The sequence below is a fragment of the Spirochaetales bacterium genome (genome assembly GCA_016930085.1).
In the GTDB taxonomy this organism is placed as follows: Bacteria; Spirochaetota; Spirochaetia; order SZUA-6; family JAFGRV01; genus JAFGHO01.
Window position 1 is genome coordinate 1 of sequence record JAFGHO010000050.1, and the last position, 26,489, is coordinate 26,489.

Genomic DNA, 26,489 nt, shown 5'->3' on the forward strand with positions numbered 1-26,489 from the left:
CTTTTTAGGATATACACTGACATGGCATAAAAGACCCTTGTTGAAAGTAGCTTTGAAATCAATCAAGCGCCTTAAGGGAAAGATCAAAGAGATTTTCAGGATTGGAAGGGGCAGGAGCCTTTCCCAAACCATCCAAAAACTAAAGCCGTTACTGAGAGGCTGGTTTAATTATTTCAGCCTTTCAGAGGTAAAAGGCATCTTTGAAACTCTGGATGGGTGGTTGCGCCGGAGACTGCGCTGTATCTTGTGGAGACAATGGAAACGCATGATAACCCGCGCCAGGAATCTGATGAAACGTGGTTTGGATGAATCCACTGCATGGAAATCAGCAGGAAACGGACGGGGGGCCTGGTGGAACTCGGGTGCCCAACATATGAATAAAGCTTTCCCAAAGAGTTATTTTGACTGTTTGGGTTTGTACTCGTTCATCGATAATTGTGCGTTAAATCGTAACTGACTACGAACCGCCGTATACGGAACCGTACGTACGGTGGTGTGAGAGGTCGGAGGGCGTAAGCCCTCCTCCTACTCGATTGTTTCCGGTAATCGAGACCTTCGATCAGCGAGTCCAGTACGATTCCATTATGGGTGTTCCAGAAAAGAACGACCTCCCCTCTCGGGAGATTATCTTTGGCGTCACTCATGAGTGCGGCGAATGTTTTTCCGGTATAGGTCCTTTCAAGAGAAACACCTTCATGTTCCCCGACAAGCCGGATCGCTTCTTTGCCCTCGGGTGTCATATAGGCATATCCCTCACCGGCGAACCCGTACCTGACTTCGAGCATATCGCAGGGAAAGCGGAAAAGAGGAAAGCGTGGATCGTTTTTATGCAAATACCTGTTCGTATATACGAACAGACATCTGATCTTGTTTTTATCGACGAATTTCCCGCCCAGAATCGAGACCGCGTGGACCGTTGCTTCGAGACCGGTCGCGCAAAGGCCGAGTAAAATACCGGCAGTCGTTCCCATGGTTCCGGCCGCGACATAGATCCTTTCCGGTTTCGGCATGAGGCCGAGATCGATTTGTTCCCTGAGTTCGAATATGGCGCTGACAATGCCGGTGATGCCGGACGGGGTCGAGCCGCCAGACCAGATAATTTCCGGGAACCTTCCTTTTCCCATCGCGGAAACGAAATAGTGAAATAATGAGCCCAAAAAGAGGGAGACGATATTCGAATAATAATGAATGCCGGTTTCACAGCCCAGGAGAACGAGAAGGTTTTTCCGTACATAATCTGCACCGGGCTGCGGTAAAAGCATCGCGAGGGTTTTAGCCCCGCATTGACGGGCGTAGAGTGCCGTGGCTACCGCGTGATTCGACCCCGCATTACCCGAACGTCATCACCTCATCCGCGCCGCAGGCCGGCCCTTTTCCCAAAAGGAACTCCAGTTTCCGGATCTTGCTTCCCCCATAGTGTTGTCCGCTGACCGCATCGTCTTTCATATAAAGCCTGTCGAGGCCGATTAATCGGCCGCTGCGATCGAGTTTTTTGACCGCCGTCGGGAATTGTCCGAGTTTTATATACGGCAGTCTTTTTTGTAAAGCCGGAAAATACTCGAATATCGGTATCATACCTCGTCTTCCTTCCTTTCAAATATAGAAAAAATCAGTCAATAATGGTAGTAAAAGAAAACCGGTTTTACCGTCTTTTTTCGGCCGGCAAGATGCGATAGATAAATGACGGCCCTTTGTTTGCCATACGGCTGTGATGACGGCGTTTACATAAGCAGGCGTGTATGGTAGGGTCGTGAACATGAGGTGGTTCACAGGACCGGTACGGTCACTGACGGCAGACGGTCCATATGAAAGGAGTCGTTATGAGAATAGTATGTATCGCCGTTTTCGCTTTGATCTTCTGCAGGTGTGTCCCCCGGGAAACCCCGGAGATCGTTTCAGGGCGGACGCAAAAGCATGTCCTTTCGATCGATGCCTTGCGGGAGAGGGAGTACGCGCCTTCCCCGGTCGTTATCGAAAAAATGATATCGGAATCGGAGGAATACATCACATACATCGTTTCGTATATGTCCGAGGGGCTGAAATTGTACGCCCTCATGAATACCCCCCGGGGCGGTGACGGCGGATACCCTTTGATGATCATCAATCACGGCTACATCCCCCCAGACGAATATTCCACGACAAGATCTTACCGGACAATTTCCGACCGGTATGCGAAAAACGGATTTCTGGTACTCAAGCCTGATTACAGGGGGCATGACGAATCCGAAGGCAGAGGGGAAGGGCCGCTTCGAACCATCCATTACTCGATTGATGTCCTCAACCTGATCGCCTCCGCCGTTTCGATCGATGAGTGGGACAGTGAACATCTCTTTCTCTACGGCCATTCCATGGGGGGTGAGGTGACACTTCGTGTCGCAGAGGTAGCGGCCGGTATAACGGCATTCTCGCTCTGGGCCCCGGTTTCCGCGTTGATTCCGGAAAACACCCTCTATTTTATACGCCGGGATTCGTATAAAAATTCGGAATCGCATTTGACCGCCCTTCATAAAATAACATCCCGTTCGGATTATCCCGATTTATCACCGGTCGAACATACCGCCTTTATCACATCCCCGGTTGTTCTGCATCACGGCACGGACGACGAATCCGTCCCTTTTGACTGGAGTCTGAATCTCATCGAGGCTTTCACGGAGACGGGGGTCCGTTTTATCTTTTACCGGCACCCCGGCGACAATCATAACCTTTCCCGTTACGACTATCTCGGGCTGATCGACAAGGATATCGCCTATTTCAAAACGCTGATCGACTGACAAAATAAATACATCGATGCGGGATAACGGCATTGAACTATAACCGTTTGTGAGTAAACCGTATCAAAGGCCGTCAAGCGGGTTCCGGCCGTACCAGTTCGAGTAGGTTTTATCCGCGGGAAACCTGAATGTCGATGAGAGAACCGGGAGGTTCTGGATGCCGAGGCTTCCGTAATCGAGATGCCAGTCGGGCGGCGGACAGTCTTTCATGAAAACGACATACATAATCGTGTCATTGAAATCGACCTCGCCCGTATTGTCCTCGATTCCGAGTTTGAAAAAATAGGCGATACCACCCTTTATAACGCCTTTGCCCAATACATCAAAGGTTTCGCCTTTTTCCCTGATCACCTTGTACTTGATATATGTTTTTTCCTGCCGGACGTCGAATATTTTCAAGCGGCAGTAATGTGTTTCATCCGTTTTCATCCCGATCCAGATAAAATCGTGTTCAGTGGGAATGGTAAATTTCTTGAGTTGTTTAAAACTGTTTTCTTTGAGTTCTTCCCGGAAATCAACCGGCTTTTGACAATTACCCTTTGTGTAATAAAACTCGGTGGTTATACATGTCTCTTCGTTTCGATCGCACGCATACCAGAGACCGATATAGTCGTTTTCTTCTTTGAGTTTTTTCATGTTGATGAACAGGGCGTCCCCTTTCACTCCCCCCGCGAAATCGGTCTGAATAATCTCGAAGCTTTCTTTCATGGCGGCTCTCCTTTTTTATCAGTCAGTGATGCCCGGTTCCGGCGGCAGATCGTTTACCAGGGCTTCTGTAATAAGTGTAGGTGCGGGAAATCGGTAATGCAAGGGGAGACGGCGGAAATACGTGAATTATTTCAGGTATTGAAAGGCCGGTTACAGCTGATCCGGCGATTGCGGGACCGCCGCTTCCCGGTCATTGATTTTTTCATCCGAAAGACCGAATATATCCGTTAATATAGCGCGTGCTTCCCCGGCAAGGATGCCTTTTCTCACGAGATCGACGAGGTCGCCGACGGCCCCGTCATGGGCGGTCTTTTCGAGTTTTATCTCGCCGTTTTCGAGTTCGGAATACAGCCTTCGGGCCTCTTCGAATCGTTCCATCCTGAGATAGCAGAGCGCGATATTGTAATGTGCATAAAGCGCGACGACGGGATCGAGGTCGACCGCTTTTTTGGAAAGTTCGATGCACCGGGAGAAATCCCCCTTCAGATAGTATTCCCATCCGGCATTTCCGTAAACGACGGATTTCATGCTGCGAATGACCTGACTGTCTTTATCGGCGGGGGCATGTTGCTCGAGTACTTCCAATGCCTTGATATACTGTCCTTTTTCGAAATATTCCCTGACCGCCTCGGCCGGCAGGACATTGTTCCGGTAAAACGGCGATACGGTTAAAAGTGTTATCAAAAGATACGCGGCGATTCCCGCGACACCGAGATAGCGGAGATATCGCCGGGGTGCCCTGACGGGGGGAAGGCGTCGCCTGAGAAAGAATCCCGCGCCGAGGCCGGTAAGAAGCCCGCCGATATGCCCCGCGTTGTCGATCCCGTTGAAGGAAAACCCGATCACGAGGTTGATTCCCACGATAATGAGAAGGTTCAGCAGGATCCGGCGGGAAATCTGTTGAGGAATCTTCAGTTCCTTGGTCGCGAAAAAGGCGATAAGTGCGCCGACAATGCCGAAAATTGCGCCGGAAGCGCCTGCGCTCGCGCCGACCGGATTGAAATACAGACTGGCGACACTTCCGCCGAATCCGCTAACGAGATAGATAGTCAGAAAACCGATGTTCCCGAATAGCCGTTCCGCGAGGATGCCGAGATACCAGAGGGCCCACATGTTCACGGCAAAATGAAGCAGGCCGATATGAATGAAAACGGAAGTGGCAAGCCGCCACCATTCGTTATTGATGAGGACGAGCGGAGTCACTTTCGCCCCCCATCGGATCAACTGATCCGCCTGGGGAGAGAATATCGAGACCCCGTTCAGCGCCATGACAATGAAGACGATCGCGTTGATTGCGATGAGGGCGATCGTTACGTAGATACGGGGAGTGACCAGTTCGAGAAACTCACGGAAACTCATGACTTTCATACGATGTCCCGTGTTATATTCTATTGCGGCGTCATCCCGTGCGGATGAGGTCGAGGGGTGTTCGCTCTCCGGTGTATATATCTTTCCGCCGTTATCCTTTTCCGCCTCAGGTGCTTCCGTATCATTTTCAACCGGTTTTTCGGCGTTTTCAGTCGCTTCGCTTTTCATATCTGCCGTTTCCCTGTTTTCGGGCATGATCTCTTCGTTCTGCGGCTTTATGCGTATTTTACAATTGCACGGTTTTTCCGTTTTTACCGTTTCAACAGGGACTTCCGTCCAGGAAAGGCATTCAGGACAGAGGGCTTCCTTTCCCGTATCGCTTTTCAGCACAATCAGATCGTTCCCGCAATGGGGACAGCGGAACATATTCGGCATTCGATTTCCTCCGTGATCGTAATAATGGCAGGGCCGCACATACAATACCATAGAAACGGGAAAACGGCAATATTAAAGGCTTTTTATCCCTGCCGTTTCAAGATACTTTTTACGTCTTCACCTCCCGGCAGAAGTCATGACGGCATGATATGCTGTCCGGTTCTTTATAGACGGCGGTTTCTTTTATCGTCAATAAGCCGAAAATGATTTTTATTGTGGTAACGACAGAAATATGGTATACTACGTCGTCAATGAAGAAAATGTAAGTGTCGGGAAAACCGACAGGGAGAAAATATATGAAAAAAGATATCAAAATGATTGCCGCTCTCATTATATGCTTTCTTTTTCTCCCGACCGGTTGTGATTTTCACAACCCGGAGTTCATGAAGCCGGTTGAGTTGAAAACAGAAACAGTCGGCTTTACAACGACAGGAACCTATGTGTGGCAGCTCCCCGGGAACGCTTATGAAGAAGAAATCACACTGGAAATGATAGGAGGGGGGCAAAGCGGCGGAATGGCGGAAGCGGGAGGAGGACAAAGCGGCTGTTGGTGTATCACGGAACAGGGTCAGCGTGGAAGCTGCGGGGGATACTTTCTGGAAAAAATTTTAGTAAGTAAAAACACCGAATATACCGTTATCGTGGGACAAGGTGGAAAGGGCGGTTATCTCGTGTACGGAGGAATATCAGCTTTTTCGGGAAAAGATGCCAATAAATCGACCCCTTCTGCTTCTCCAACCTGCCATCCGGAAGGGTACGGGATGGGTGGGTTAGGCGGGACATGTTCACTTTGTAATCTCTCCCCAGGCTCTCCTGGCGCATCAGGTGCGGTCTTTATCTCCTATACGGCGAAAGTTGAATAACAGCGTACAGCAATAGCGGTGGGCGATACGGGAAAAACCGTTCTCCTGCCGTGGAATTTCGAAACGATGCCCTTTCATTCCCCCTGAAAGTCAAGCGCCTCCGAATTAATGCATTATTTCAGCCTGCACAGGCGTATGTCTCCTCTTTTTGTTGTTATGGAATATACCTGTAAAAGCCGATTCCGGGGCCGGATATCAATATCCGTCTCCGGATATTGACCTCCGGCCCCGGATGCGTTAACATGAAAAGGGGAGGGGAAGGAGCGACCAGGTGTCATTACTGAGAAAATTCGCGGTTTCAGAGGGTCGTGCCATGGTGCGCGTGAGGTATTCCGGTACCCATGACCGCGCGACTGTCGGTGTGTGTCCGGGGTGCTGGAATATCAGGGAACGCAGAAAGGTACTCCTGCTGAAACTCGAAAAAATGGGGCTCGAGGTGGTACACAAAGATGACGGGCTTGACGGAATATACCGGTTCGGTAAGGGCCACGCGCCCGGCTGCAGGTATGGGCGGATTTCTTCCGATCCGTGGAAAAGGTTTGAATCGGTTTTAAAAAAGGGAAAACCGTAGGGGCCGAAACCCGGCGGGCAGCCCGTTTTTCATGTCCGCTTTTACGGTCAATCAGTCGTTCCGGGCGATGGCGTGTTGCAGTTTTCTGTTTGCCCGCTCGTCCATCAGATATGAACGTACTTTCGGATTCTTTTTCGCATTCACTTCCCTGAAATAGACAAACTGGACGCCGATCGACTGGTTTTTCTGGATAATCGTACAATCGACCGTATACAATTCATCACCCAGCAAAAGAGAGCAGCGATCCAGTTTGACGCCCGGCTCCAGATCCTGGATGCGTTGCGGCAGTTTCGGGCTGAACCTGAGTCCGTCGGCGGAAATATCGATGACGCTGCCGCTTATGAGGATGAGGATTTTCGGATGCGTGAAGATAAATCCGATTTTATCCGATTCTTCGACCGGATAACGGGAATACTTGCGGTTGTCGGGGAGTTTCAGGTATCTTCGGATAATTTCTTCGAGGCGGTAGATCACGCGGTTGTTCCAGATATTGTCGGTGACGATACCGTTGATATCGAGGAAAATGGCTTTGGATGCCTCTTCGAAGGGGAAATCCTTGTCGCTGATCAGAATAAAAATACCTTTTTTCCTTGGATACTTTTCCCGCAGGACCTTGAGCAGCGGTTTCCAATGTCTGGGGTAATCGATTTCATAGTAGATGATGATATCGAAGTCGAGGGTGTCGATTTCATTGATGACCTCGATGGGATCTCTTTTATGAATGATATCCAGGCCGAGGGGCTTAAAATGATAGTCAAGAACATCCTTGAAATAGAGTTCATAGGAAATAAATATGATATTCATTTATTCGGTCCTGATCGGTACAACGGTATATCCGGATATGAGCCAGTATTGATCGTATTTCCTGACAGTATACGTATATTCTTTCACATCAGTATAGTCCGAATATCTGAATTTTTCAAGAACAACGACGCTTCCTTCCAATGGCCGGTATTCCGTTTTGAGGATTTCAAACTCCGTTGGTATTGCCAGAATTGCCTGCTCTATTTTCTGAAGCATCAGGCTGTTTCTGAAGTCTTCGAGCATCTGCTGCTGTGCTTCCTGGGACGCTTTTTTGAAACGGTTCGCCCGCGAATAATTCTGGAGAAAAAGGCTTTTCAGATCGAGGTAGAGAAAAAACTTTTCCCATTGGGATTTCTGACGGGCATGCAGCATATAGGTGACCACTTCATCCGGCGGGATCTGTTCACGTTCAAGTGCCTTTCCCGTTTCCACCTCAATCACCGCCTGCATTTCTTTGGAAACGACCGGAGGGCGTATGCTGAGTGATAGTTTATTCGATCTGATAAAAGTCGAACCCTGATACGCGAGTTCGGGATAAAAAACGGCCTGGATCGTATACAGTCCCGCCTGTTCGAATTTGACATACTCGTTCAGAATTTCCGTAAAACTGTATTCCTCCCCCGGTTCGATACTTACCTCGCGGTAAAAAACATGTTGCCTCGATGATCGTTCTGTGATAAATTTTTCCGCGTGGGGCAACGTGAGATTGGTCGGGGTTTTTACGTCGAAGTCGAGGTTGAAGAACCTGTTTGACGCGATCTTGAATCTGTAGGAACCGGTTCCATTGTTCGTGAGAGAGATTTTAACGGCGATATCGGTCTGATTGAGATAGTATATTCTCTTTTCGAAAAAACGGATGGTAACATCGATTCCTTCGACCGGCTGCGCAAAGATCAGCGGTGCGAACGACATGAGAGTGATAATAATGAAACATTGTATACTAAAAGATTTCATCCTTTTCTTTTATAATCTTCGGTAAAATAAATGATAACATTATGTATAAATGAAATTTTAGAAAAATTAAAGGGGTATCAGCCATTTTCTCACCTAATTAATTCCTTCCGAACGGGAAAACTTCCGGTTTCGGTATTCGGAATACAGGACGGTCTCCTGCCGTTTATCGTCAGTGAGATCCACTCACACGCGAAGGCCCCTTCTCTGGTGCTTGTTTCAACCGAAAAAGAGGCAGAAGATGTCATGGAGGATCTCAAATCGCTTTGCGGTGAAGAGGTCGTGCCGTTTCCCTGGTGGGGTGTGGCACCTTATAAGGATGTATCACCCGTGAGTTCGGTTTTTTTTGAACGGACAAGCGTTCTCGAAAAACTTCTTGCACATAAACCCGTCATTATCGTTGCCCCCCTTCGCGCATTTGTCGTCCCCCTCCCGGATCCCGTCTGGTTCAAACAACGGCTTTATACCGTAAGAAAGCGTGACGAAATACACGCTTCGGAAGTGGGGGAACGGCTGACACAGTACGGTTATCTCCGGGTTCCAAAGGTGAGTGTCCGGGGAGAGTTTGCCGTCAGGGGCGAGGTTATCGATATTTTTTCTCCGGATGCGGAGCATGCGATCCGTATCGTTTTTGCCTTTGATGAAGTCGAGGAAATCAGGCTTTTCGATCCCGCCACGCAGACATCCATCTCGAGGAAGGAAGAAATCACCATTTATCCGCTGCGGGAAGTGCTTTTCACGGAAGAGACCGGAGAGGTGCTTGGGGAATCACTCCGGGACCTCGGCGTCGCGGAGGATGACATCGCGGATCTCAAAGAAAAAATCGGTCTCAATACGGAATTCGACGGTATCGAACTCTATTATCCCCTCTGTTTCCGGGGAACATACTCCCTTCTGGACTATCTTTCCCCGAATTCTTCCATATTTCTCGCGAGAAATGAAATCATGCTCACGCTTTTTGACGCCATCGAAAAGGAGTATAACGAACAATATGCGAGGGCGAAACGCCTTGTTAAAACGTCTCCCCCGCCCGAAAGAATTCTCCTGGATTTTCCCCGTCTCGCAGAAAAAGACATGAGGAAAATACTCTTTTCATCACTCAAGAAAGAGTTTCACATGGACGGATTTCTCTTCCACTGTGATCCTCCGCGCTCATTCTTCGGCAATATTCCTTTTTTGAAGGATGAACTGCAAAGCCTTCTCGATGTCGGGTATACCATAGTGATCTTCGGTGTCTATGAGTCGCAGGCAAAAAGGATAGAAGAGATGCTCAAGGACCTGCAGCCGAAAAAAGGGAGGCTGCTGGTTGTCCCGGCGAGTATATCCGGGGGGTTCTCCGTAGCCGAGAGAAAACTGATATGTATCAGTGAGAGCGAGATCTTCGGAAGAAAGCGGCCGATTCCCCGTTCGATAAAAAACGCGAAAACTCAAATCATCGACAGTTTCGTCGATCTCGAACCGGGCGATTACGTCGTACACCTGAATTACGGTATCGGGTTGTATTGCGGTATCGAGCGTATCCGCACCCACCTGAACGAGAGGGATTATATCCATCTTGAATACGGGGACAGTGAAATCGTGTACCTTCCCATCGAGCAGGTCAATCTTATCCAGCGGTATATCGCCCAGGAGGGGAGAAAGCCGAAACTCGACAGGATCGGGGGCAAAGGGTGGGAAAAACGGAAGGAACGGGTACGGCGTTCGGTCGAGGATCTGGCGGACCGGCTTCTTTCCCTTTATGCAAAACGAAGGCAGCAAAAGGGATATTCCTTTCAAAAAGACAGTGAATGGCAGAAGGATTTCGAAGCCGGTTTCCCGTTTCAGGAGACCGACGATCAACTGCGCTGTATCGAGGAAGTAAAGACCGATATGGAGGCGACACTTCCCATGGACAGACTGGTGTGCGGTGATGTGGGATACGGGAAAACGGAGATCGCCCTCCGAGCCGCTTTCAAGGCCGTCATGGGGGGCAAACAGGTCGCGGTGCTGGCCCCCACGACAATTCTCACCGAACAACACTATGAGACCTTTACCGAGCGTTTCAGGGACTTCCCCGTTTCGATTGAAATGCTGTCCCGTTTCAGACCCAGGAGAGAACAGAAGTCGATTCTCGGGCGGCTCGCTTGCGGGGGGGTGGATATCATCATCGGGACGCACCGTCTCGTGCAAAAGGATGTCGTTTTCAAAAACCTCGGTCTGATCGTCGTCGATGAGGAGCAGCGTTTCGGCGTGAAGCACAAGGAAATACTCAAGGAGTTGAAGGTGAGTGTGGACTGTCTGACACTCACGGCAACACCGATTCCCCGAACCCTCCATATGGCGCTGATGAAAATCCGCGATATGTCGATTTTGAACACACCGCCCCAGAACAGACTGCCGATAGAGACCTCTATTCAGGAGTTCGACTCACATATTATCGGGCAGGCGATCAGGCGTGAGGTGGAAAGGGAAGGTCAGGTCTATTTCCTTCACAATAGAATAGAAACCCTTCCCCAGACCTTTCTTTTCCTGAAAGAACTCGTTCCCGATGTTTCCATCGATATCGCCCATGGAAGGATGACCGCGCTGGAACTCGAGGATGTCATGCATCGTTTCATCCACCGGGAATTCCGGATTCTTCTCACCACCACGATCATCGAAAACGGCATCGATATTCCGAATGTCAACACCATCATCATCAACCGGGCGGACATGTTCGGGATTTCCCAGCTGTATCAACTCCGGGGAAGGGTTGGCAGGTCCGACGTGCCGGCTTACGCCTATCTCCTCTATCCGAAATCGAGGGTACTGAGCGAGATCGCAATGAAGCGCTTGAGGATCATATCGGATTACACGGAGCTGGGTTCGGGATTCAAGATCGCGCTCAAGGATCTCGAAATACGGGGTGCCGGTAATCTGCTCGGGCGCGAGCAGCACGGCGATATTCTTGCCGTGGGATTCGACATGTACATCAAATTACTCGATGATGTAATCGCCGAGAAGAAACACGAAGGAAAGGAAGAAGAGGAAGAGGTATATCTCGAACTCGAATATTCGGGATATATTCCCGATTCCTATATCAGCGAACCGGTCGAAAAAATGGAGGTGTATAAAAAGGTCGCATCGATAACCAATGAAAGCGAACTCGAGATCATCTACGGGGAAATCACCGACAGGTTCGGTCCGCTTCCGGACGAAGTGACGAGTATTTTCTCCATCGCGGAGATACGTGTCATTTGCAAGAAACTTTCGATTTCGTCGCTCAGGGAACGGGACGGGGTGATAACCGTCGAGTTTTCTCGTCTGGCAAAGGTCTCGGCGGACAGGGTGCTGCGGCTTATACGGGAGAGCGGCGGATCGGTTTTCCTCGACAGCAGGCGGCCACAGTGCATCTGCTTTAAAATAAAAAATATCGGACTCAGGGAAAAGGCCGAGTTCCTCAGGGACAGGCTTTCCCGGCTGGTCTGAGGTGCCGCCGTTATGCCGGATTACTTGACAGCGGACCCGGAATCGATATAGTTAAAGCAAGGATATGGATCGACCATTCGAAAAACGGGAATATCGGCGTCTCGATATCAATATCGCGGTTTCCTACGATCTCGACAAGGGCCGGAAGTGGACTGAAACGGAGACCAAAAATCTGAGTGCCGGCGGCATCTGCCTTCTCACAAAGGAAGCACTCCAGGCCGGAACTCATCTCACATTGAAGTTCAGGCTTCCCGATACAAGCGAGTCGCTCGAGGTGAGGGGTGAAATTATGTGGAACCAAAAATATGTCATTAATGACGAGGAATATTACGATAATGGAATAAAGTTCATCGCGATGAGTGAAAGGGAACGGGGACTGATCGGGAAATACATCGACGGTATTGCCGTTAACGGTTGAATGAAAGCGAAAAGCGGTGAACGATAACAATCAATCCGGAGGAGCATGGTGAAAGACAAAAGACGATACAGACGGCGGTTTATTTCATTGAACGTGGCGTACGACATGAGTCCGGAACAGCGGTGGCTCGAGTCAACGACAAGGGATATCGGAGCGGGGGGAATCTGTCTGATTACGACATCCCCGATCGAGGTCGGAAAGGTCGTCGATATCAAGTTTCATATACCGGACGAACAAAAACCGGTCAAAGTTTCGGGCAAAATCGTGTGGAATGAAGAGTATAAGGAGGGTGGGGGCGGCAAATTCTACAACGGTATCCAGTTTATCCGGATCGATGAAGCGGACAGGGACCTGATCGGGAAATATGTGGACAGCGCGACCTTTCTGCGTAAATGATACGAAAGACCGCATGATCGATGAAACTTCTTGACAGATTCGGTAAAAAACGGTAGATTATAGCGTCTTTTATCGATGAATGCGAGGCCCCTTCGTCTATCGGCTAGGACAGGAGATTCTCATTCTTCAAAGAGGGGTTCGATTCCCCTAGGGGCTAAAAAAAAAGGCGGGTGGTTCCGTTCAATGTCGGAAACGGATTGCATTTTATTTCGAGCCGGCACCTGACCGAACCGACCACATTCGCGTACCACGGAGGGTAACCGCTGTAATAACTTTCGAGACCGAGTGAATGATACGTAAACCGGCCCAATCGTGAATCCTGTACGGCCCCATAATCATAAAAGGTGTCTATCCCGGTTTCGAAAGACACCCTGTCCCCGAAAGCGGTAAAAAGAATATCACTGACGGATTATTACTCCTCGTCGCTGATTAGAAGCGTTTTCGGATCGAGTGAGAGATGGAGGTCGTCTCCGGGGCTTCTCCGGTGATCCTTGACGAGGTTCAGCCTGATCCTTTTTTCTTCCGGTTCCAGGAGGATGATGACCTCCGCCTTTGATTCGTAGCCGGCAAGAACGGCGGGTAGTTTTTCATTTGCCGGGGCTTTCACCGTATCACGTAACGATGCACTGAACCAGAACCTGAGGCCATTGTCCTTCGCGAAAGCCTTGATCGTTTCAAAATCCTCCTTCGAACCCGAATAAAAATCATAGCCGTCGACGGCGATGCAATCGGCATTGAAATCCGCCTTTTGTATCATTGTTCCGATACGGTCAAGTATCTGTTGGATCGAAAGGCGTCCGGGGGTGAAGTTCATGATGATCCTGTTCCTGACGATTTCGTCGTGAACCTCCATCGCGTGTTCGAGGCTGCGCCGTCTGGCTATTTCGGTGAAAATGTCTTCGTACCACGATATGATGTGATCCGGCCTTTCCGTGAATGAGACATGGATGACATGATTTCCCTGCAAAAGCTGATCCGTCGCGATATGGACCAGACAGGCCGTTTTGCCCACTCCTTTTCGCGCCGCGATTATCCCGATATTTCCCTTCCCGACCCCGCCGTGTTCCGAAGTGTCGAGAACGCGCAATGGGCTTTTTTTTATCAGTTCGGATTTCAGCATTATTCCTTGCTCCTCTCCTTTTTTACAAGTTCCTCGGCGATAGAGGCCGGAACCCTTCCGTATCTGGCGAACTCCATGGTAAACTCGGCCTTGCCCTGGGACACGGAACGAATGACGGTCGAATACCCGAACATTTCCGAAAGCGGCACTTCGGCTTCTACCTGCGAGAATGTATCGTCTTCACTTGTGCTGACGATCATCCCCCTCCGCTGATTAATCGTGGTGAGGACCGCGCCGAGAAACTCGGAGGGGCTTTCGACAACGACCTTCATCACCGGTTCGAGGATAACGGGTTCCGCTTTCATGTAGGCCTGTCTGAATCCCCCGATTGCGGCAGACTGAAAGGCGACGTCGGATGAATCCACGGGATGGAACGTCCCGTCATTAATTGTGACCTTTACCCCGACAATCGGAAAACCGATAAGCCCCCCCTTCGAAAGACAGGCACGAAAGCCCTTTTCGCAGGACGGGATATATTCTTTCGGAATCACCCCCCCCTTGATCTCATCGACGAACTCGAAGCCATCCTCTGAAAAGGGCTCGATGGCACCGGCGATCCGGCCGTATTGTCCGGCGCCTCCCGTCTGCTTTTTATGGGTGTAGTCGAAGGCCGCCGGCCGGGTAATGGTTTCCCTGTAGGCGACCTGGGGCATACCCGTTTCGAGTTGTACGCCGTATTCTCGCCGCATCCGTTCGATGTAGACATCGAGATGGAGTTCGCCCATTCCCCGGATCAGGGTCTGGTTCGATTCGGGGTCGACCTCGCTCTGGAACGAGGGGTCTTCTTTTGTAAAGCGATTCAGCGCTTTCGACATCGCGTCTTCGGACTTTTTATCTTTTGGTTTCAGGGCAAGGGAAATCACCGGTTCGGGAACATACATCCCGGTCATCGCATACGCGCACCCATTCTCGTTAAAGGTGTCTCCGGACACGCAATCTATTCCGAAGAGTGCGACAATATCGCCGCCCGAAGCCTCGCTTATATCTTCCATCGTTTCCGCGTGCATCCGGACCAGCCGCCCGATTCTGACTTTTTTTCTTGTTCTGATATTGGTAAGTTCGGTGCCTTTTCTAATGGTTCCCCTGTACAGCCTGATGTAGGTCAGCTGTCCGTAAGGTCCGTCTTCGAGTTTGAACGCGTGTGCCAAAGCCGGGAGAGAAGGGTCCGGTTTCAGCTCGACTTTTTTTTCGTTTTCGTTCAGATCGAACGCGTGATGGACGACATCAACCGGGGAGGGAAGGAACCGTATAACCGCGTCAATAAGGGGTTGAACCCCCTTGTTTTTATATGCCGAACCGATAAATACCGGAGTCAATTCACGGGAAATGGTGCCTCTTCGTATCGCTTCGATAATGTGCCGTTCAGACTCTGTCCCTTCGAGGTAGTGTGCGGCAAGTTCGTCACAGTACATCGACGCGGTCTCGATAAGTTCGATACGCATCTCGGCTGCCTCACGGGCGTACTCCTCCGGTATCTCCGATTCCGTGACTATTTCTCCCTGGGCACCATCGAAGGTGAGGGCCTTCATGCCGACAAGGTCGATGACGCCTTTGAAATCAGCCTCGAGTCCCATCGGTATCTGCATGAGGACCGCGTTATGACCGAGTTTTTCTTTGAGTTGTTCCTTGACTTTCACGGGATTGGCGCCCACGCGGTCGCATTTGTTGACAAAGGCGAGACGCGGTACATTGTAACGGTTGAGCTGCCGGTTGACGGTGATGGATTGGGATTGAACACCGCCGACGGCGCAGAGAACGAGGATGGCACCGTCCAAAACTCGAAGCGCCCGTTCGACCTCGATGGTGAAGTCCACATGTCCCGGCGTATCGATGATATTGATCGAATGGTCTTTCCATGAGACATTCGTCGCCGCAGAGGCGATCGTGATCCCCCGTTCTTTTTCAAGGGCCATCGAATCCATGGTCGCCCCTTTACCGTCCTTGCCCCGCACTTCTCCGATGCGGTGTATCTTCTTGCAGTAATAGAGTATCCTTTCGGTAAGGGTTGTCTTTCCGGAATCAATATGCGCACTGATCCCGATATTTCTCATCTTTGTCGAATCCATATTCCTTGTGTCCTTTTGTGAATTCTTTCCTGATTGTATTGGATGTGCATATACAGGAAGTTACGAGAATATAGTCAGCATTCAAAAAAATGTCAAGAGGAACCCCCGGTTAATTTGAATCGGGGATTGGCCTCCGTCCCCGCGGGAAGGTTTCTTTCCTGGAGGGAAGAAAGTGTTCCCAAAGACAGTGCCATTGTGTACAATTGTCGTACTATGACAATGATTCAAATATTCGGACTCAAAAAATGCAGAAATACACAAAAGGCGGAGCGATTTTTCAGGGAGCGCGGCGTCGGGTTTCAGTTCATCAATCTGGAGGAAAAAGGAATGAGCAAGGGCGAGCTTGAAAGCGCGGCAAGAGCGGTAGGGATCGAAAACATGATAGACCGCGAGGGCAGGGAATACGATAAAGCCGGTATGCGGTACATGGATTTCGATATTGAAGAGGTTCTGCTTGAAAATCCTCTTCTCCTGAAAACCCCGATCGTGAGAAAGGGCGGGATGGCGGCGGCCGGGTTTATGCCGGATGAATGGAAAAAGTTTCTTCTGTGACGAATATATCGCTATTCACGGCAGGGGGTATTCTCTGAATGCCTCGATCGCCTCATATTCGGCAAAACCGAGTGAATCATAAAGCCTGGCTGTCGCGCGGTTTCTTCCCTCCGCCCGCTGCCAAAACTCGCGCTTGTCTACGGGGCCGGGAAACATGGCGAGGTCTTTCTGGGATTGGTGTTTGAAGATGGCAAGACGCTTTCTCATAAGCTCGTCGGGGGAAAGGGGAACGGCCATATCGATGTGTTCGGGCTCCCATTCCTGCCATGCACCGCGGTAAAGCCAGACCGTGCAATCCCTGTACCACGGCCGTGTTTTGAGTTGTTTAAACGCAGCTTCGATAGCGCGAAAGCATATGATATGCGTCCCGTGGGGATCGGTAAGATCTCCGGCCGCATATACCTGGTGAGGTTTTACACGATCAAGAAGGTCCGCGATAAGACGGATATCTTCCTTGCCTGGTTCGCGTTTTTTCAGGTGCCTGTCCCTGTAGAACGGCATATTGAGAAAATGAAGCCGTTCTTCGGGAACGCCGCATGCTCTACCCGCCGCCTTTGCCTCTGTTTTGCGGATAAGGACCTTTATCTTGTATACCTCCTCCGAATCACGATCCTTCGGATCCTTGTTTTTGAGAAATTGTCCGATATGGCGTTCGATCTTTTCCATTTCTTTTTGTGCGATCCCGAAGATTGAACTGAATTCGGTAACGAAGTCCGCGAAACGGAGCGCGTCGTGATCGAAGACGGCATTGCCGCCGTCCGTCTGGTAGGCGATATGGACTTCGTGTCCCTGGTCGGTAAGGCGGATGAGGGTTCCGCCCATGGAGATGACATCGTCGTCCGGGTGTGGGCTGAATATGATGCAACGTTTGGGGAACGGCCCCCGTTGCCAGGGTTTTTTTTGTTTTTGACTCGTTTCACCGTGGGGTAAGCCGGTTTTTCCGCCCGGCCATCCGGTGATGGTAGCCTGAATATCGTGAAAGACTTCGAGGTTCGCCTGATAGGCGGACCCGTAATGATCGAGCAGGTCGTAGAGGTCGTTTTCCGAGTAATCGTCTTCAGTGAGTTTCAGAATCGCTTTTTTCTTTTTCAGGGCAAGCCACACAACGGCACGCCGCAGAAGCCTGCGGTCCCACCTGACGGCTCCTTTTATCCATGGCGTTTGAATTTTTGTCAGGTATGAGGCGGCCGCACGGTCGCATATGATCGAAATATCACGATGATTTCTGAGTGAGTGAACTGCGGGGTGTTCGGCTGAGTCTTCTTCGACCATTTTTTTGACGATACGGGCCTTTTGTTCGCCGAAGGCTAAAAGAAGAATCGATCGAGCGGTCAAAATTGTTTCCAATCCTATTGAAAACGCCTGCGGGGGGACATTCTCCTCGCCGAAAAAATCGCCCGCGGCCTCGTGACGCATAATATGATCGAGGGTGACAAGACGTGTTCTCGTTTCCGGGGGCAGTCCCGGATCGTTCAATCCGATGTGGCCCTTGTACCCGAGTACGGTAAGCAACAGATCGATCCCGCCCGCGGACCCGATTGCCCTTTCATAATCACGACAGGCGTCTTCCATACGGTCCGGCGCCATCGTACCTTCCGGTATATGAATGTTTTCCGGTTTGATATCAACATGGCGAAAAAGATGTTCGTGCATGAACCATGTGGAACTTTGAAGCTGATCGGGCCGTATCGGATAGTATTCGTCGACATTGAAGGTGACGACGCCTTCAAAGCTTATTTTTTCTTCCCGATGAATTTTCACCAGTGTACTGTAGAGGTTGATTACGGATGGTCCGGCGACTAGACCGAGAGTGACTGTCTTCCCTTTTGCATTCCGTTCCTTTATAAGGTCGGCGATGAGACGTGCAATATGTGTGGTCGCCTCTTCGTTTGTATCATAGACGATTGCCCTGATTTTCTCTTTTTCGTTTTTCATAGCGCACCCCCCGTCAAACGGCCGATTGATGACAGTGTGCGGACCGCCGTACTATTACCGCGGCCGTCACCGGTTGTCCCCTGTGGAGCGGTTTTCGAGAAACTCCATGATTATTCCTGATAATTCGGGCCCTCCGCAATAGGTATACCTGCCGCCGGTATAATCCCCTTCCTGGTCGATACTTACGTTGTTTTCTGCAAGGTGTTGACGAATTTCGGAAAAATCATCGACCTGAAAGGCTATGTGATGGAAGCCTTCCCCTTTTGTGCGGAGGTGGTCTTTCCATGTACTCGGTTCCCCGACCGGCTCGATAAGTTCGATCGTTACCTGACCCATGGGGAAAAACGCCAGCCGAGCCCTTGCCGCTGTCTGTTTACCTCTGTATCTGGTATGGGCGTTCTCCACGCTGTCCGTGATCGTGATTTCCGGCTGCGGCATTCTGAATATGCGGCTTAGCCGTGCCACCGCGGCCTCTATATCCTTGACAATGATACCGATCTGGCAAAGAGTTCCGATTCCCTGTTTTTTGTCTTCCATTATCTTCCCTCCCTTGTATTGTTACGCGCATTGTGCTTCATTCAACCTGCCTATGTTTCAATAGACTATAAGCTTATAACGGGAAGCCGGTTTTTACAATACCTTTCACCATGTATGTATCATCGTTACGTCTTGACTTTCGATATCGTATCCCGTAAACTTTTTCGTATGGCAGAAGAACGAATCGGAGATTTTCTGGTGCGTATCGGAGCCCTGACATCGGAGCAGGTTGACGAGATATTGAAACAGCAGAAAAAGGAACCCGACAAGATATTCGGGGTGATCGCGATCGAACTCGGCTATATCAACGACGATGCCCTTCGTGCGTACGTTGAGGAGAAGAGAAAGTAACGAAACACACTGCCGGGCGTATTATGCAAGCAGATTGATACGGGCAAAGATATAGGAAAGCGGCTCTTTCTTCAGTACCACCTTATAGCAGGTGGTACCAACGATTTGCTCGCACTCGTAATTGGGATCTTTGAGATAGTTATCGCTTCTTCTGCTGTCGAACCAGTGAACCAGGGCGATTTCACGTTCCCTGATTTCGATACATGTCATCCCGCTTTTACCAATGCCGCATCCCGCGTTGAAAAGGTTCGGAACCAGCAGGGGGGTGCTGTATAGACTCGATATGAGGCTCTGATTTTTCTTTACCTGAAAATAGCGATGTAATTCTTTTTTATATTTGAAAACAGTTTTTCCGGTGAGTTCCCTCTCGGACTCCGTCATATCCGGATACGAGCGGCAAAGCTGTTCGATGCGGAAGCGCAGATCGTCGATTTTTGAAATGGATTCGAAAAGGGGGCGGTGCGTATGCCCGATGATCGAAATGATCTTTTGCCGTGAGGAAAAACGGTAGACGCGTTGTTCGGTGATGAATTTTTTATGGTTGCTGTAAGCCACGGAGAGGTTTTTTATGTAGAACGGCTTTGCCAGGTACCTGACGAACAAACCCGCGAGTGCATTATATCTCGTGAAAAAGAGTGAGGATTGGTGGCCGTGAAAGATATAGATCGGTATGTCGGAGTCGATGGTGAGGGAAAGGCATTCGTGGATCATGTATCCGTATCCCCGCCCCCGCCTTTGATCGAGAAGAAGGTCCTCGTCGTGATTGCCCGCCGTTTTATACAGCCGCGATTCATTGTTGAAAGCATCGAAGAGAGTGAAAACCGCTTTCCACCGTTTTCTGATTCCGTTGAGACTGAACTTCTGCAATTCCTCGATATCCCCGTTCAGGACGAGGTGATAGCCCCCGTCATAATACGAACGTTCGAGCAGTGTCGAAAAAAGCGTCCCGTTTTTAATAAAATCGTCGTTGCTTCCCCCGTTACCGAGGTGGAGGTCGCTGAAGATGACGATTTTTTTATCTTCTGCCGGGCCGATATTATATACGTTGCGTATTGTGTCAAAAAGGTTGGTCTCCATGGAACGATATGAACTGATAATACACATAGAAACAATCGTTTTCCCTTTGTTATATTCTCCCGTCCGGCCTTAACCTCATCCGCTTTTTTCTCCTCGACAATGTACCGTGTCACCCGCCGGTGTTTCTTTACCGGTATTTATTATATAACAGACAATGAGAAACCGCTAATGCGGTTCTCGATATTACGGGGCGCGCTAATTCCGAAGAATTGGAAAAAGTATTATCCAGTGGCTTTTATTTGACCATTCGGGGGGAATATCTCCTATTTCCCATCCGGTTGCAGTCGTTTCCACAAAAAAGTACCTGATGCCCCCATATGAAAGATAATCTCCAAATCCGACCTGTGCGATACCGAGCATCGCGTGCTGATAGTAGTCGCTGTAAAAAATGGCCACATCGTATCCGAAATCTTTTAATAGCAGATAAAGGAGAACGGAACGCGAATCGCAGTCACCTTTTTTCGACCGGATCATCTCGAGCGGGGTATAGATTCCCCAAGGAGTTTCCGGAATTTGATAGGTGGTGGCCTGGACGCAATTAATGACGAATGCGGCAAAATCCGCGTATCCCAGCGAAAGACCTTCTTTGAAGCCAAGCAACTCCTCTTTGACATGGCCGAGTCTATAGCTGTTTTGCTGGTAAAGATACCCGTAGAGATCGGAGTAGAATTCGCTGAAATCGATATCCCAGAGGGAGATATATTCACCCGTGTCTTCTGCCCTGCCGCGGAACGGCTGGAACGTATCGCGTTCGACCCGGGAGCGGTAATAATCCTCCCGGCTTATTCTGAAACCGGTGTTATATGATTTGCCCGAATGGGTCCAGTAAAATGTTGAATTGATTTCTCCATCATCGCCGGCAATACCGCTGTCCTCATCCGATCTCATCATCCCGGTGACGGATTCGGGGAGGCTGAACTGTATATCCTCCTGTAAAAGAAGAGTGTCGTCCGATGAATTGATGACCAGAAAAGTACCCCAATATGGTTCAATCGGATTTCCGTAGGAGGTGAATGCCGAATAGGGATAATAAAACCAAAACGATTCCCCATTCCAGACGGAATGATCGTAGGGAACATAGAGGGGATCGAGGGCGATCTCCGAGTCATCGATCCATTCGGCATTTTGCGACAGGATAAAAGCCGTATGGATATATCCGTCCTTCATGGCATACACATTAAGGTCGTAAATACGAAAATAAACCCTGTTTTCGACATTATGCTCCACCGTTATATGATCGATCTCCGCCGTCTGGGATGAAAGCGCCGTTGCGGTTATCAGGAAGACGAAGCGGATTGCAAATGAGAAAATACCGGTTTCCCTTTTCATCATGCTCACCTCCTTTTCCCTCTCTGATTGAGGACGGTACTACCCGATTCCCTTTGGAAGTTTTGGAAAGGGGATAATGGATTCGGTGAGAAGAGTGAAGCCGTCGCCTACGATGAGGGATATCACGATGATGACAACCGCGAGGATAATACCGATCGCGATATTGTTGTTGCGGATCTCCTCCATCTCGTTCAGTTTTTGGGTAAAGAGAGTGAAGAGAAAAAATGAAATGACGATGACGATGAACGAAAACACGAAGGCAAGTGAAAAATAAATGAGGATGTAGATGACGGCTGTTCCGATCGCCTCGCCGATTTCTTCCCGGCCGCCTAAAAGATAGCGGAATGTAGTGATAAGGGGTTCGACGATCGATTTGATGAAGTACCCGATTGAAAAAAGAACGCCCCCGATAAGGATGGCGAATGATGTATTGTACTGCTCGATCTTGTATATTTTACGGGCCCAGAAACCGATGAGTTTAAAACCGATAAAGAGAAGGATCGTACCGAGGATCAACCCCGCACCGATCTGAAACAGGGATATGACGAGAAGCTTTGTATTCATCTGATGCCTCCGGGAAGATAGAATTCACCCCCGCACGGACAGGGAGCATGCTATAAATTATAGGTCCCGGAAACAGATAGTCAAGGTTTGCACGGCATAATTTTGGTCCGGTATGTACCATGAAAATCGGTATGACATGAGGCTGTCAAAAACGTGTAAAAGGTTCATGTACCTTCCGTGAAGTACGGGATTATCTTCCCTTGTTATAATATGAAAATTTTATTACGTTATGCTGTATGTTTCTTCCCACAACCAGGAATGAATTGAAACGGTTTGGTTTCTCCGAATGCGATATTATACTCGTGACCGGCGACACCTATATCGACAGTCCCTTCATCGGGGTCGCCTTGATCGGGAAGGTTCTTCTTGAAAAAGGGTACCGTGTGGGGATTATCGCTCAGCCCGATACCGAAAGTCCCGGGGACATCACGCGACTCGGCGAACCCCGGCTTTTCTGGGGAATTACGGGCGGATGTATGGATTCCATGGTCGCAAATTATACGGCAACGAAGAAGTTCAGAAAATCCGACGACCTGACCCCGGGAGGAATCAACAACAGGCGGCCGGACAGGGCGGTCATCGTTTATGCAAACCTCATCCGAAGGTATTTCAAGAACACGGCGCCCCTCGTCCTTGGCGGTGTCGAGGCGAGTCTGCGGAGAATCTGCCATTACGATTACTGGAGCAACAAAGTGCGGAATTCGGTGCTTTTCGATGCCAAGGCGGATATTCTCGTGTACGGTATGGCTGAAAAGACCGTTGCCGCGCTTGCCGAAAAACTGGACAGGGGAGAGGATTACAGGGACCTCAGGGGCATCTGTTATCCGTCCGGAGAAATGAAGCGGGATTATATCATGTTGCCTTCGGCGGACGAGGTCGCGTCGGATAAAGAAGCGTTCGCCCGGATGTTTGCAGTTTTTTATGAAAATACAGATCCCCATGATGCACGCGGGCTTCTGCAGCGGCACGGGAACAGGTACCTCGTTCATAATCCGCCCGGATATTATGAAACGGAAGAAGAACTCGACAGAATCCACTCTCTCGATTTCGAACGGGACGTTCATCCCTGGTACGGCGTCCGGGGGCGGGTGAGGGCATTGGATACGATCAGATTTTCGATCACCTCACACCGGGGATGCGCAGGGGAATGCAATTTCTGTTCGATATCGATCCATCAGGGGAGGGTTGTCCGGTCACGGAGTGTGGATTCGATAGTAAGTGAAGCCGAACGGTTTAAGAACCATCCTGATTTCAGGGGAATCATTACCGATACCGGGGGGCCGACGGCAAACATGTACGGCGCACAATGCAGGCGGTGGGCGGAACGGGGTGCATGCAGGGGGAAACGGTGCCTTTTTCCCCGAATCTGCAACCAATATGAATCGGATCACAAACGGCAGATATCGCTTCTCAAACGGCTCGAGGAGATTTCCGGTGTCAAAAAGGTATTTCTCGCATCGGGGATCAGGCACGATCTGGTCCTTTCGGATAAAAACGGCTTCGCGTACCTGGAACAGATCCTTCGTCATCATACCTCCGGCCAGCTCAAACTGGCGCCTGAACATTCGGAGGAAAAGGTACTCGCCTTGATGGGGAAGACCGGGGGAACATCCCTTACGGATTTCATGCGTATGTTCGAGCGACTCGCCGAAAAAGACGGTAAAAAACAGTTTCTCACCTATTATTTTATGGCGGCGCATCCCGGTTGTACCGGAGAGGACATGATGAAACTTGATCGGTTTATCCGGACAAACCTGAAAATCAGGCCGGAGCAGGTCCAGATTTTTACCCCCACCCCGTCAACATGGTCGACACTCATGTATTACACGGGAATAAATCCCTTCACCTGCGACCGGCTGTTTGTCGAAAAAGGCATGAAAGCAGTTCAAAGACAGAAAGACGTGATTCAATGAAAGACCGGGGAGGATCCTGTTTGTTTCCGATACGACGACCTCTATCGCAGCGGGAGCCAGCCGTCCGGAGGAAAGGTGTCGTTCTTTCCCGCAATCGCCTGTTCGTATTGTGCGGTAAACAGTAAATAGGCTTCACGGATGATACGGACGGCATCGGCCGGTTCATTAATCGGTCCAAGATACACCCCGTATAAAGCATCGATAAGATCACGACTGTCCATAGGGTTTTTACGGCTTTTGGTATGAAAAAAGTCGATAAATAGTATTCCGACATCGAGAACACCCCTTGACTATTTTCATGTTTTTCTGGTATCTTGACTGTCTATACTATTATTGCAAGAGGTGAGGGAGATGTACGCACTTGTCGACATAAAAGGAAAACAGTACAGGGCAGAAAAAGGCAGTGTATTGAAAATAGACCGCGTTAAACAGGAAAAGGGAGAAAAGATAGCGTTTGATTCCGTTTTGCTCATTTCAGACGGCGGCAAAGTAAACGTCGGTACACCGTACGTCGATGGTGCCAGGGTTCAGGCTGTGGTTGAAGAACATGGGCGGGACAAAAAAATCGTGGTGTTCAAATATAAAAAGAGAAAACACTACAGGAAGAAAAACGGCCACCGTCAGCATTATTCGGTCATTAAAATACAGGATATTTCCAAGAGTTAGTACGGGCATATAAACGAGTGATTACCGTCACGATCACATTATATCCGGATGGCTGCGTGAAGGAGGTATCCGCTGCGGGACACGCCGGGTACGCGAAAAAAGGCGGTGATATTGTCTGCGCAGGGGTGACGACACTCCTCAGGTCCGCGGCAAAAGTATTATACGGGAATGAGAACGTGACGGTTTCAGGAATTGCCCCGGCTGAAGGAATCCTCCGGTTCGGTGTTTCCGATATTCCGGGAAGCGAATTTCTTTGGGTAAAGGGGATAACGGATGTCCTCATACAGGGTCTGAGTGATCTGTGTTCGGAGTTTCCGGACAAAATGAGGATTGAAATAAAAGAATAACATTCGATGACAAACCGGGCATGTTTCCGGTCGATTCGGTTTGACGTAAAGCGGAGGAACAACAATGGCACATAAAAAGGGCGGTGGAAGTTCAAAAAACGGGAGAGATTCGCAGTCCCAGCGACTCGGGATTAAGCGTTACAGCGGAGAAGCCGTCAGGGCGGGAACGATTATCGTTCGCCAGCGCGGTACGAAGTTTCACCCGGGCGACAATGTCGGCAAAGGTAAGGACGATACCCTTTTTGCCCTGAAAGACGGCACTGTTGTCTTTAAAATGAGAAAAAACAGAAAGCTTATCGAAATACAGCCATCCTGACAAGGTCATTGCAGCGTGAGTACATTTGTCGATGAAACAGTCATTGATGTGTATTCTGGTGGGGGCGGAAGAGGGGCTGTTTCATTCAGACGGGAGAAATATGTCCCTAAAGGAGGACCGGACGGCGGAGACGGAGGGAAGGGCGGGGATGTTGTCTTTATTGTCAGAAACAATCTGAAAACACTCGTTCACCTCAAACAGAAAAAGGTTTTCAAGGCAAAGAACGGGGAATCCGGGAAAGGGCAACGAAAACACGGGAAAAACGGGGATGATGTGACGATTGCCGTGGCACCAGGCACCCTGGTCAGGGATTTTTACACGGGCGAATTATACAGGGATTTCACCGATGCGGAAGAGCGGTGGCTTTTCCTTGAAGGGGGAAGGGGCGGCAGGGGGAACTGGCATTTCAGGAGTTCGACCAGACAGACTCCACGATTCGCACAGCCGGGTGAACCTGCGAAACACAGAAAACTCATTATCGAACTCAACCTTATCGCCGATGTCGGGCTTGTGGGGCTTCCGAATGCCGGAAAATCCACGCTGCTTTCAGCACTCACCAATGCCAGGCCCGAAATCGCCTCCTATCCCTTTACGACAAAAATACCGAACCTCGGCGTCCTGAACGTTTTCGGGAGGGAGATCGTCATCGCCGATATACCGGGAATCATCAAGGGGGCTTCGACAGGAGCCGGATTGGGAATCAGGTTTCTCAAACATATATCCCGGACGTTTCTCATCATGCTGCTGGTCGATTTGAGTGATGACAATTATATGGCCGCAGTCGATATTCTCAGGGGCGAGCTCGAGCAATTTGCCGGCGACCGGCTTCTTTCAAAAAGCAGAATGATCGTGGGGACGAAATGTGATATTGAGGGCACGGACGACCGTCTTTCGGAACTGAAATCCGCGTTTCCCGGTATGTGCGTTACCGGTATTTCCGCCGTGACGGGTATGGGCCTCGATACGTTAAAGAAGGACATGCTTCGTTGTTGCCATGACGATGAAACCGATACGGCCGGTCGATAGACATAAACCGGACGATCC

The 26,489-nt window shown here is 49.8% G+C and carries 28 protein-coding genes, 1 tRNA gene and 1 pseudogene; 15 read left to right on the plus strand and 15 right to left on the minus strand.

The window, feature by feature from the left end; all coding sequences use genetic code 11:
• Nucleotides 1-457 (plus strand): hypothetical protein (locus JW881_08115; GenBank protein ID MBN1697464.1); only part of this gene is annotated, 457 nt, incomplete at its 5' end.
• Here JW881_08115 and JW881_08120 read toward each other — a convergent pair.
• Both JW881_08120 and JW881_08125 read right to left on the minus strand, forming a co-directional pair.
• Nucleotides 426-1,325, minus strand: a pseudogene (locus JW881_08120) (pyridoxal-phosphate dependent enzyme). The gene JW881_08115 and the pseudogene JW881_08120 overlap by 32 nt on opposite strands.
• A 4-nt stretch (nt 1,326-1,329) precedes the next feature.
• Nucleotides 1,330-1,575, minus strand: a complete 246-nt coding sequence (locus tag JW881_08125) for a hypothetical protein (GenBank protein ID MBN1697465.1) — start codon at nt 1,573-1,575, stop codon at nt 1,330-1,332.
• A 245-nt stretch (nt 1,576-1,820) separates the two neighbouring features.
• On the opposite strand from JW881_08125, the gene JW881_08130 reads away from it, so the two are divergent.
• Entirely contained in the window at nt 1,821-2,771 is a 951-nt protein-coding gene (locus tag JW881_08130; protein MBN1697466.1) for an alpha/beta hydrolase, read from the plus strand.
• 63 nt (nt 2,772-2,834) lie between these two features.
• On the opposite strand, the gene JW881_08135 is transcribed toward JW881_08130, so the two are convergent.
• Nucleotides 2,835-3,479, minus strand: coding sequence for a hypothetical protein (locus JW881_08135; protein ID MBN1697467.1), 645 nt, complete (start codon nt 3,477-3,479; stop codon nt 2,835-2,837).
• Nucleotides 3,480-3,629: 150 nt separating this feature from the next.
• Nucleotides 3,630-5,222 (minus strand): rhomboid family intramembrane serine protease, encoded by a 1,593-nt coding sequence (locus tag JW881_08140; protein ID MBN1697468.1) that lies wholly within the window; start codon nt 5,220-5,222, stop codon nt 3,630-3,632.
• Nucleotides 5,223-5,518: 296 nt separating this feature from the next.
• Between JW881_08140 and JW881_08145 the strand changes: the two genes are divergently transcribed.
• Both JW881_08145 and JW881_08150 read left to right on the plus strand, forming a co-directional pair.
• The gene (locus JW881_08145; protein ID MBN1697469.1) at nt 5,519-6,085 is read left to right on the plus strand and encodes a hypothetical protein; all 567 of its coding nucleotides are present in this window, start codon (nt 5,519-5,521) and stop codon (nt 6,083-6,085) included.
• A 271-nt stretch (nt 6,086-6,356) separates the two neighbouring features.
• Nucleotides 6,357-6,656: a hypothetical protein gene (locus tag JW881_08150; GenBank protein MBN1697470.1), complete on the plus strand. Its 300-nt coding sequence runs from the start codon at nt 6,357-6,359 to the stop codon at nt 6,654-6,656.
• Nucleotides 6,657-6,707: 51 nt separating this feature from the next.
• On the opposite strand, the gene JW881_08155 is transcribed toward JW881_08150, so the two are convergent.
• Nucleotides 6,708-7,460 carry a hypothetical protein gene (locus tag JW881_08155; GenBank protein ID MBN1697471.1) on the minus strand — a complete coding sequence of 251 codons (753 nt, stop codon included), beginning with the start codon at nt 7,458-7,460 and terminating at the stop codon, nt 6,708-6,710.
• Nucleotides 7,461-8,414, minus strand: a complete 954-nt coding sequence (locus JW881_08160) for a hypothetical protein (protein MBN1697472.1) — start codon at nt 8,412-8,414, stop codon at nt 7,461-7,463.
• Between the two features lie 30 nt (nt 8,415-8,444).
• Between JW881_08160 and mfd the strand changes: the two genes are divergently transcribed.
• From mfd to JW881_08180, 4 genes are all read left to right on the plus strand, one after another.
• Nucleotides 8,445-11,858 carry a transcription-repair coupling factor gene (gene mfd / locus JW881_08165; protein MBN1697473.1) on the plus strand — a complete coding sequence of 1,138 codons (3,414 nt, stop codon included), beginning with the start codon at nt 8,445-8,447 and terminating at the stop codon, nt 11,856-11,858.
• Nucleotides 11,859-11,922: 64 nt separating this feature from the next.
• Complete coding sequence (locus JW881_08170; GenBank protein ID MBN1697474.1) at nt 11,923-12,276, plus strand: PilZ domain-containing protein; 354 nt, start codon at nt 11,923-11,925, stop codon at nt 12,274-12,276.
• A 45-nt stretch (nt 12,277-12,321) separates the two neighbouring features.
• A complete protein-coding gene (locus JW881_08175; GenBank protein MBN1697475.1) occupies nt 12,322-12,672 on the plus strand; it encodes a PilZ domain-containing protein in 351 nt (116 codons plus the stop codon).
• Between the two features lie 85 nt (nt 12,673-12,757).
• Nucleotides 12,758-12,829, plus strand: a tRNA-Glu gene (locus JW881_08180).
• On the opposite strand, the gene JW881_08185 is transcribed toward JW881_08180, so the two are convergent.
• The 3 genes from JW881_08185 to JW881_08195 are packed head-to-tail and all read right to left on the minus strand — an operon-like array spanning nt 12,827 to nt 15,858.
• Nucleotides 12,827-13,042, minus strand: coding sequence for a hypothetical protein (locus JW881_08185; GenBank protein ID MBN1697476.1), 216 nt, complete (start codon nt 13,040-13,042; stop codon nt 12,827-12,829). The genes JW881_08180 and JW881_08185 overlap by 3 nt on opposite strands.
• 42 nt (nt 13,043-13,084) lie before the next feature.
• Nucleotides 13,085-13,792 (minus strand): hypothetical protein, encoded by a 708-nt coding sequence (locus JW881_08190; protein MBN1697477.1) that lies wholly within the window; start codon nt 13,790-13,792, stop codon nt 13,085-13,087.
• Entirely contained in the window at nt 13,792-15,858 is a 2,067-nt protein-coding gene (locus JW881_08195; protein ID MBN1697478.1) for an elongation factor G, read from the minus strand. The genes JW881_08190 and JW881_08195 overlap by 1 nt, the downstream gene beginning before the upstream one ends.
• Before the next feature lie 219 nt (nt 15,859-16,077).
• Between JW881_08195 and JW881_08200 the strand changes: the two genes are divergently transcribed.
• Entirely contained in the window at nt 16,078-16,410 is a 333-nt protein-coding gene (locus JW881_08200; GenBank protein MBN1697479.1) for an arsenate reductase family protein, read from the plus strand.
• Between the two features lie 15 nt (nt 16,411-16,425).
• On the opposite strand, the gene JW881_08205 is transcribed toward JW881_08200, so the two are convergent.
• Both JW881_08205 and JW881_08210 read right to left on the minus strand, forming a co-directional pair.
• Complete coding sequence (locus tag JW881_08205) at nt 16,426-18,345, minus strand: glucosamine-6-phosphate deaminase (GenBank protein ID MBN1697480.1); 1,920 nt, start codon at nt 18,343-18,345, stop codon at nt 16,426-16,428.
• Between the two features lie 66 nt (nt 18,346-18,411).
• Entirely contained in the window at nt 18,412-18,882 is a 471-nt protein-coding gene (locus tag JW881_08210) for a VOC family protein (GenBank protein ID MBN1697481.1), read from the minus strand.
• Between the two features lie 168 nt (nt 18,883-19,050).
• Between JW881_08210 and JW881_08215 the strand changes: the two genes are divergently transcribed.
• Nucleotides 19,051-19,233: a hypothetical protein gene (locus tag JW881_08215; protein MBN1697482.1), complete on the plus strand. Its 183-nt coding sequence runs from the start codon at nt 19,051-19,053 to the stop codon at nt 19,231-19,233.
• A gap of 21 nt (nt 19,234-19,254) precedes the next feature.
• On the opposite strand, the gene JW881_08220 is transcribed toward JW881_08215, so the two are convergent.
• From JW881_08220 to JW881_08230, 3 genes are all read right to left on the minus strand, one after another.
• Nucleotides 19,255-20,337, minus strand: coding sequence for a metallophosphoesterase family protein (locus tag JW881_08220; GenBank protein ID MBN1697483.1), 1,083 nt, complete (start codon nt 20,335-20,337; stop codon nt 19,255-19,257).
• Between the two features lie 168 nt (nt 20,338-20,505).
• Complete coding sequence (locus JW881_08225) at nt 20,506-21,642, minus strand: hypothetical protein (protein MBN1697484.1); 1,137 nt, start codon at nt 21,640-21,642, stop codon at nt 20,506-20,508.
• Nucleotides 21,643-21,678: 36 nt separating this feature from the next.
• Entirely contained in the window at nt 21,679-22,203 is a 525-nt protein-coding gene (locus JW881_08230; protein ID MBN1697485.1) for a DUF350 domain-containing protein, read from the minus strand.
• 263 nt (nt 22,204-22,466) lie between these two features.
• Between JW881_08230 and JW881_08235 the strand changes: the two genes are divergently transcribed.
• Nucleotides 22,467-24,116, plus strand: a complete 1,650-nt coding sequence (locus JW881_08235) for a YgiQ family radical SAM protein (GenBank protein MBN1697486.1) — start codon at nt 22,467-22,469, stop codon at nt 24,114-24,116.
• Nucleotides 24,117-24,157: 41 nt separating this feature from the next.
• On the opposite strand, the gene JW881_08240 is transcribed toward JW881_08235, so the two are convergent.
• Entirely contained in the window at nt 24,158-24,337 is a 180-nt protein-coding gene (locus JW881_08240; protein MBN1697487.1) for a hypothetical protein, read from the minus strand.
• Between the two features lie 130 nt (nt 24,338-24,467).
• On the opposite strand from JW881_08240, the gene rplU reads away from it, so the two are divergent.
• The 4 genes from rplU (at nt 24,468) to obgE (ending at nt 26,471) form a co-directional block, all read left to right on the plus strand.
• Nucleotides 24,468-24,782 (plus strand): 50S ribosomal protein L21, encoded by a 315-nt coding sequence (gene rplU / locus JW881_08245; GenBank protein MBN1697488.1) that lies wholly within the window; start codon nt 24,468-24,470, stop codon nt 24,780-24,782.
• A 56-nt stretch (nt 24,783-24,838) separates the two neighbouring features.
• Nucleotides 24,839-25,129 (plus strand): ribosomal-processing cysteine protease Prp, encoded by a 291-nt coding sequence (locus JW881_08250; GenBank protein MBN1697489.1) that lies wholly within the window; start codon nt 24,839-24,841, stop codon nt 25,127-25,129.
• A gap of 64 nt (nt 25,130-25,193) precedes the next feature.
• Complete coding sequence (gene rpmA, locus JW881_08255) at nt 25,194-25,445, plus strand: 50S ribosomal protein L27 (GenBank protein MBN1697490.1); 252 nt, start codon at nt 25,194-25,196, stop codon at nt 25,443-25,445.
• Nucleotides 25,446-25,460: 15 nt separating this feature from the next.
• Complete coding sequence (obgE, locus tag JW881_08260) at nt 25,461-26,471, plus strand: GTPase ObgE (protein MBN1697491.1); 1,011 nt, start codon at nt 25,461-25,463, stop codon at nt 26,469-26,471.
• Nucleotides 26,472-26,489 lie beyond the last annotated feature (18 nt).

Coding starts and splice junctions, on each gene's coding strand:
- JW881_08125 (MBN1697465.1), bottom strand. CDS start 1,575: ATGATACCGATATTCGAGTATTTTCCGGCTTTACAAAAAAGACTGCCG.
- JW881_08130 (MBN1697466.1), top strand. CDS start 1,821: ATGAGAATAGTATGTATCGCCGTTTTCGCTTTGATCTTCTGCAGGTGT.
- JW881_08135 (MBN1697467.1), bottom strand. CDS start 3,479: ATGAAAGAAAGCTTCGAGATTATTCAGACCGATTTCGCGGGGGGAGTG.
- JW881_08140 (MBN1697468.1), bottom strand. CDS start 5,222: ATGCCGAATATGTTCCGCTGTCCCCATTGCGGGAACGATCTGATTGTG.
- JW881_08145 (MBN1697469.1), top strand. CDS start 5,519: ATGAAAAAAGATATCAAAATGATTGCCGCTCTCATTATATGCTTTCTT.
- JW881_08155 (MBN1697471.1), bottom strand. CDS start 7,460: ATGAATATCATATTTATTTCCTATGAACTCTATTTCAAGGATGTTCTT.
- JW881_08160 (MBN1697472.1), bottom strand. CDS start 8,414: ATGAAATCTTTTAGTATACAATGTTTCATTATTATCACTCTCATGTCG.
- mfd (MBN1697473.1), top strand. CDS start 8,445: ATGATAACATTATGTATAAATGAAATTTTAGAAAAATTAAAGGGGTAT.
- JW881_08170 (MBN1697474.1), top strand. CDS start 11,923: ATGGATCGACCATTCGAAAAACGGGAATATCGGCGTCTCGATATCAAT.
- JW881_08175 (MBN1697475.1), top strand. CDS start 12,322: ATGGTGAAAGACAAAAGACGATACAGACGGCGGTTTATTTCATTGAAC.
- JW881_08190 (MBN1697477.1), bottom strand. CDS start 13,792: ATGCTGAAATCCGAACTGATAAAAAAAAGCCCATTGCGCGTTCTCGAC.
- JW881_08195 (MBN1697478.1), bottom strand. CDS start 15,858: ATGGATTCGACAAAGATGAGAAATATCGGGATCAGTGCGCATATTGAT.
- JW881_08200 (MBN1697479.1), top strand. CDS start 16,078: ATGATTCAAATATTCGGACTCAAAAAATGCAGAAATACACAAAAGGCG.
- JW881_08205 (MBN1697480.1), bottom strand. CDS start 18,345: ATGAAAAACGAAAAAGAGAAAATCAGGGCAATCGTCTATGATACAAAC.
- JW881_08210 (MBN1697481.1), bottom strand. CDS start 18,882: ATGGAAGACAAAAAACAGGGAATCGGAACTCTTTGCCAGATCGGTATC.
- JW881_08215 (MBN1697482.1), top strand. CDS start 19,051: ATGGCAGAAGAACGAATCGGAGATTTTCTGGTGCGTATCGGAGCCCTG.
- JW881_08220 (MBN1697483.1), bottom strand. CDS start 20,337: ATGTGTATTATCAGTTCATATCGTTCCATGGAGACCAACCTTTTTGAC.
- JW881_08225 (MBN1697484.1), bottom strand. CDS start 21,642: ATGATGAAAAGGGAAACCGGTATTTTCTCATTTGCAATCCGCTTCGTC.
- JW881_08230 (MBN1697485.1), bottom strand. CDS start 22,203: ATGAATACAAAGCTTCTCGTCATATCCCTGTTTCAGATCGGTGCGGGG.
- JW881_08240 (MBN1697487.1), bottom strand. CDS start 24,337: ATGGACAGTCGTGATCTTATCGATGCTTTATACGGGGTGTATCTTGGA.
- rplU (MBN1697488.1), top strand. CDS start 24,468: ATGTACGCACTTGTCGACATAAAAGGAAAACAGTACAGGGCAGAAAAA.
- rpmA (MBN1697490.1), top strand. CDS start 25,194: ATGGCACATAAAAAGGGCGGTGGAAGTTCAAAAAACGGGAGAGATTCG.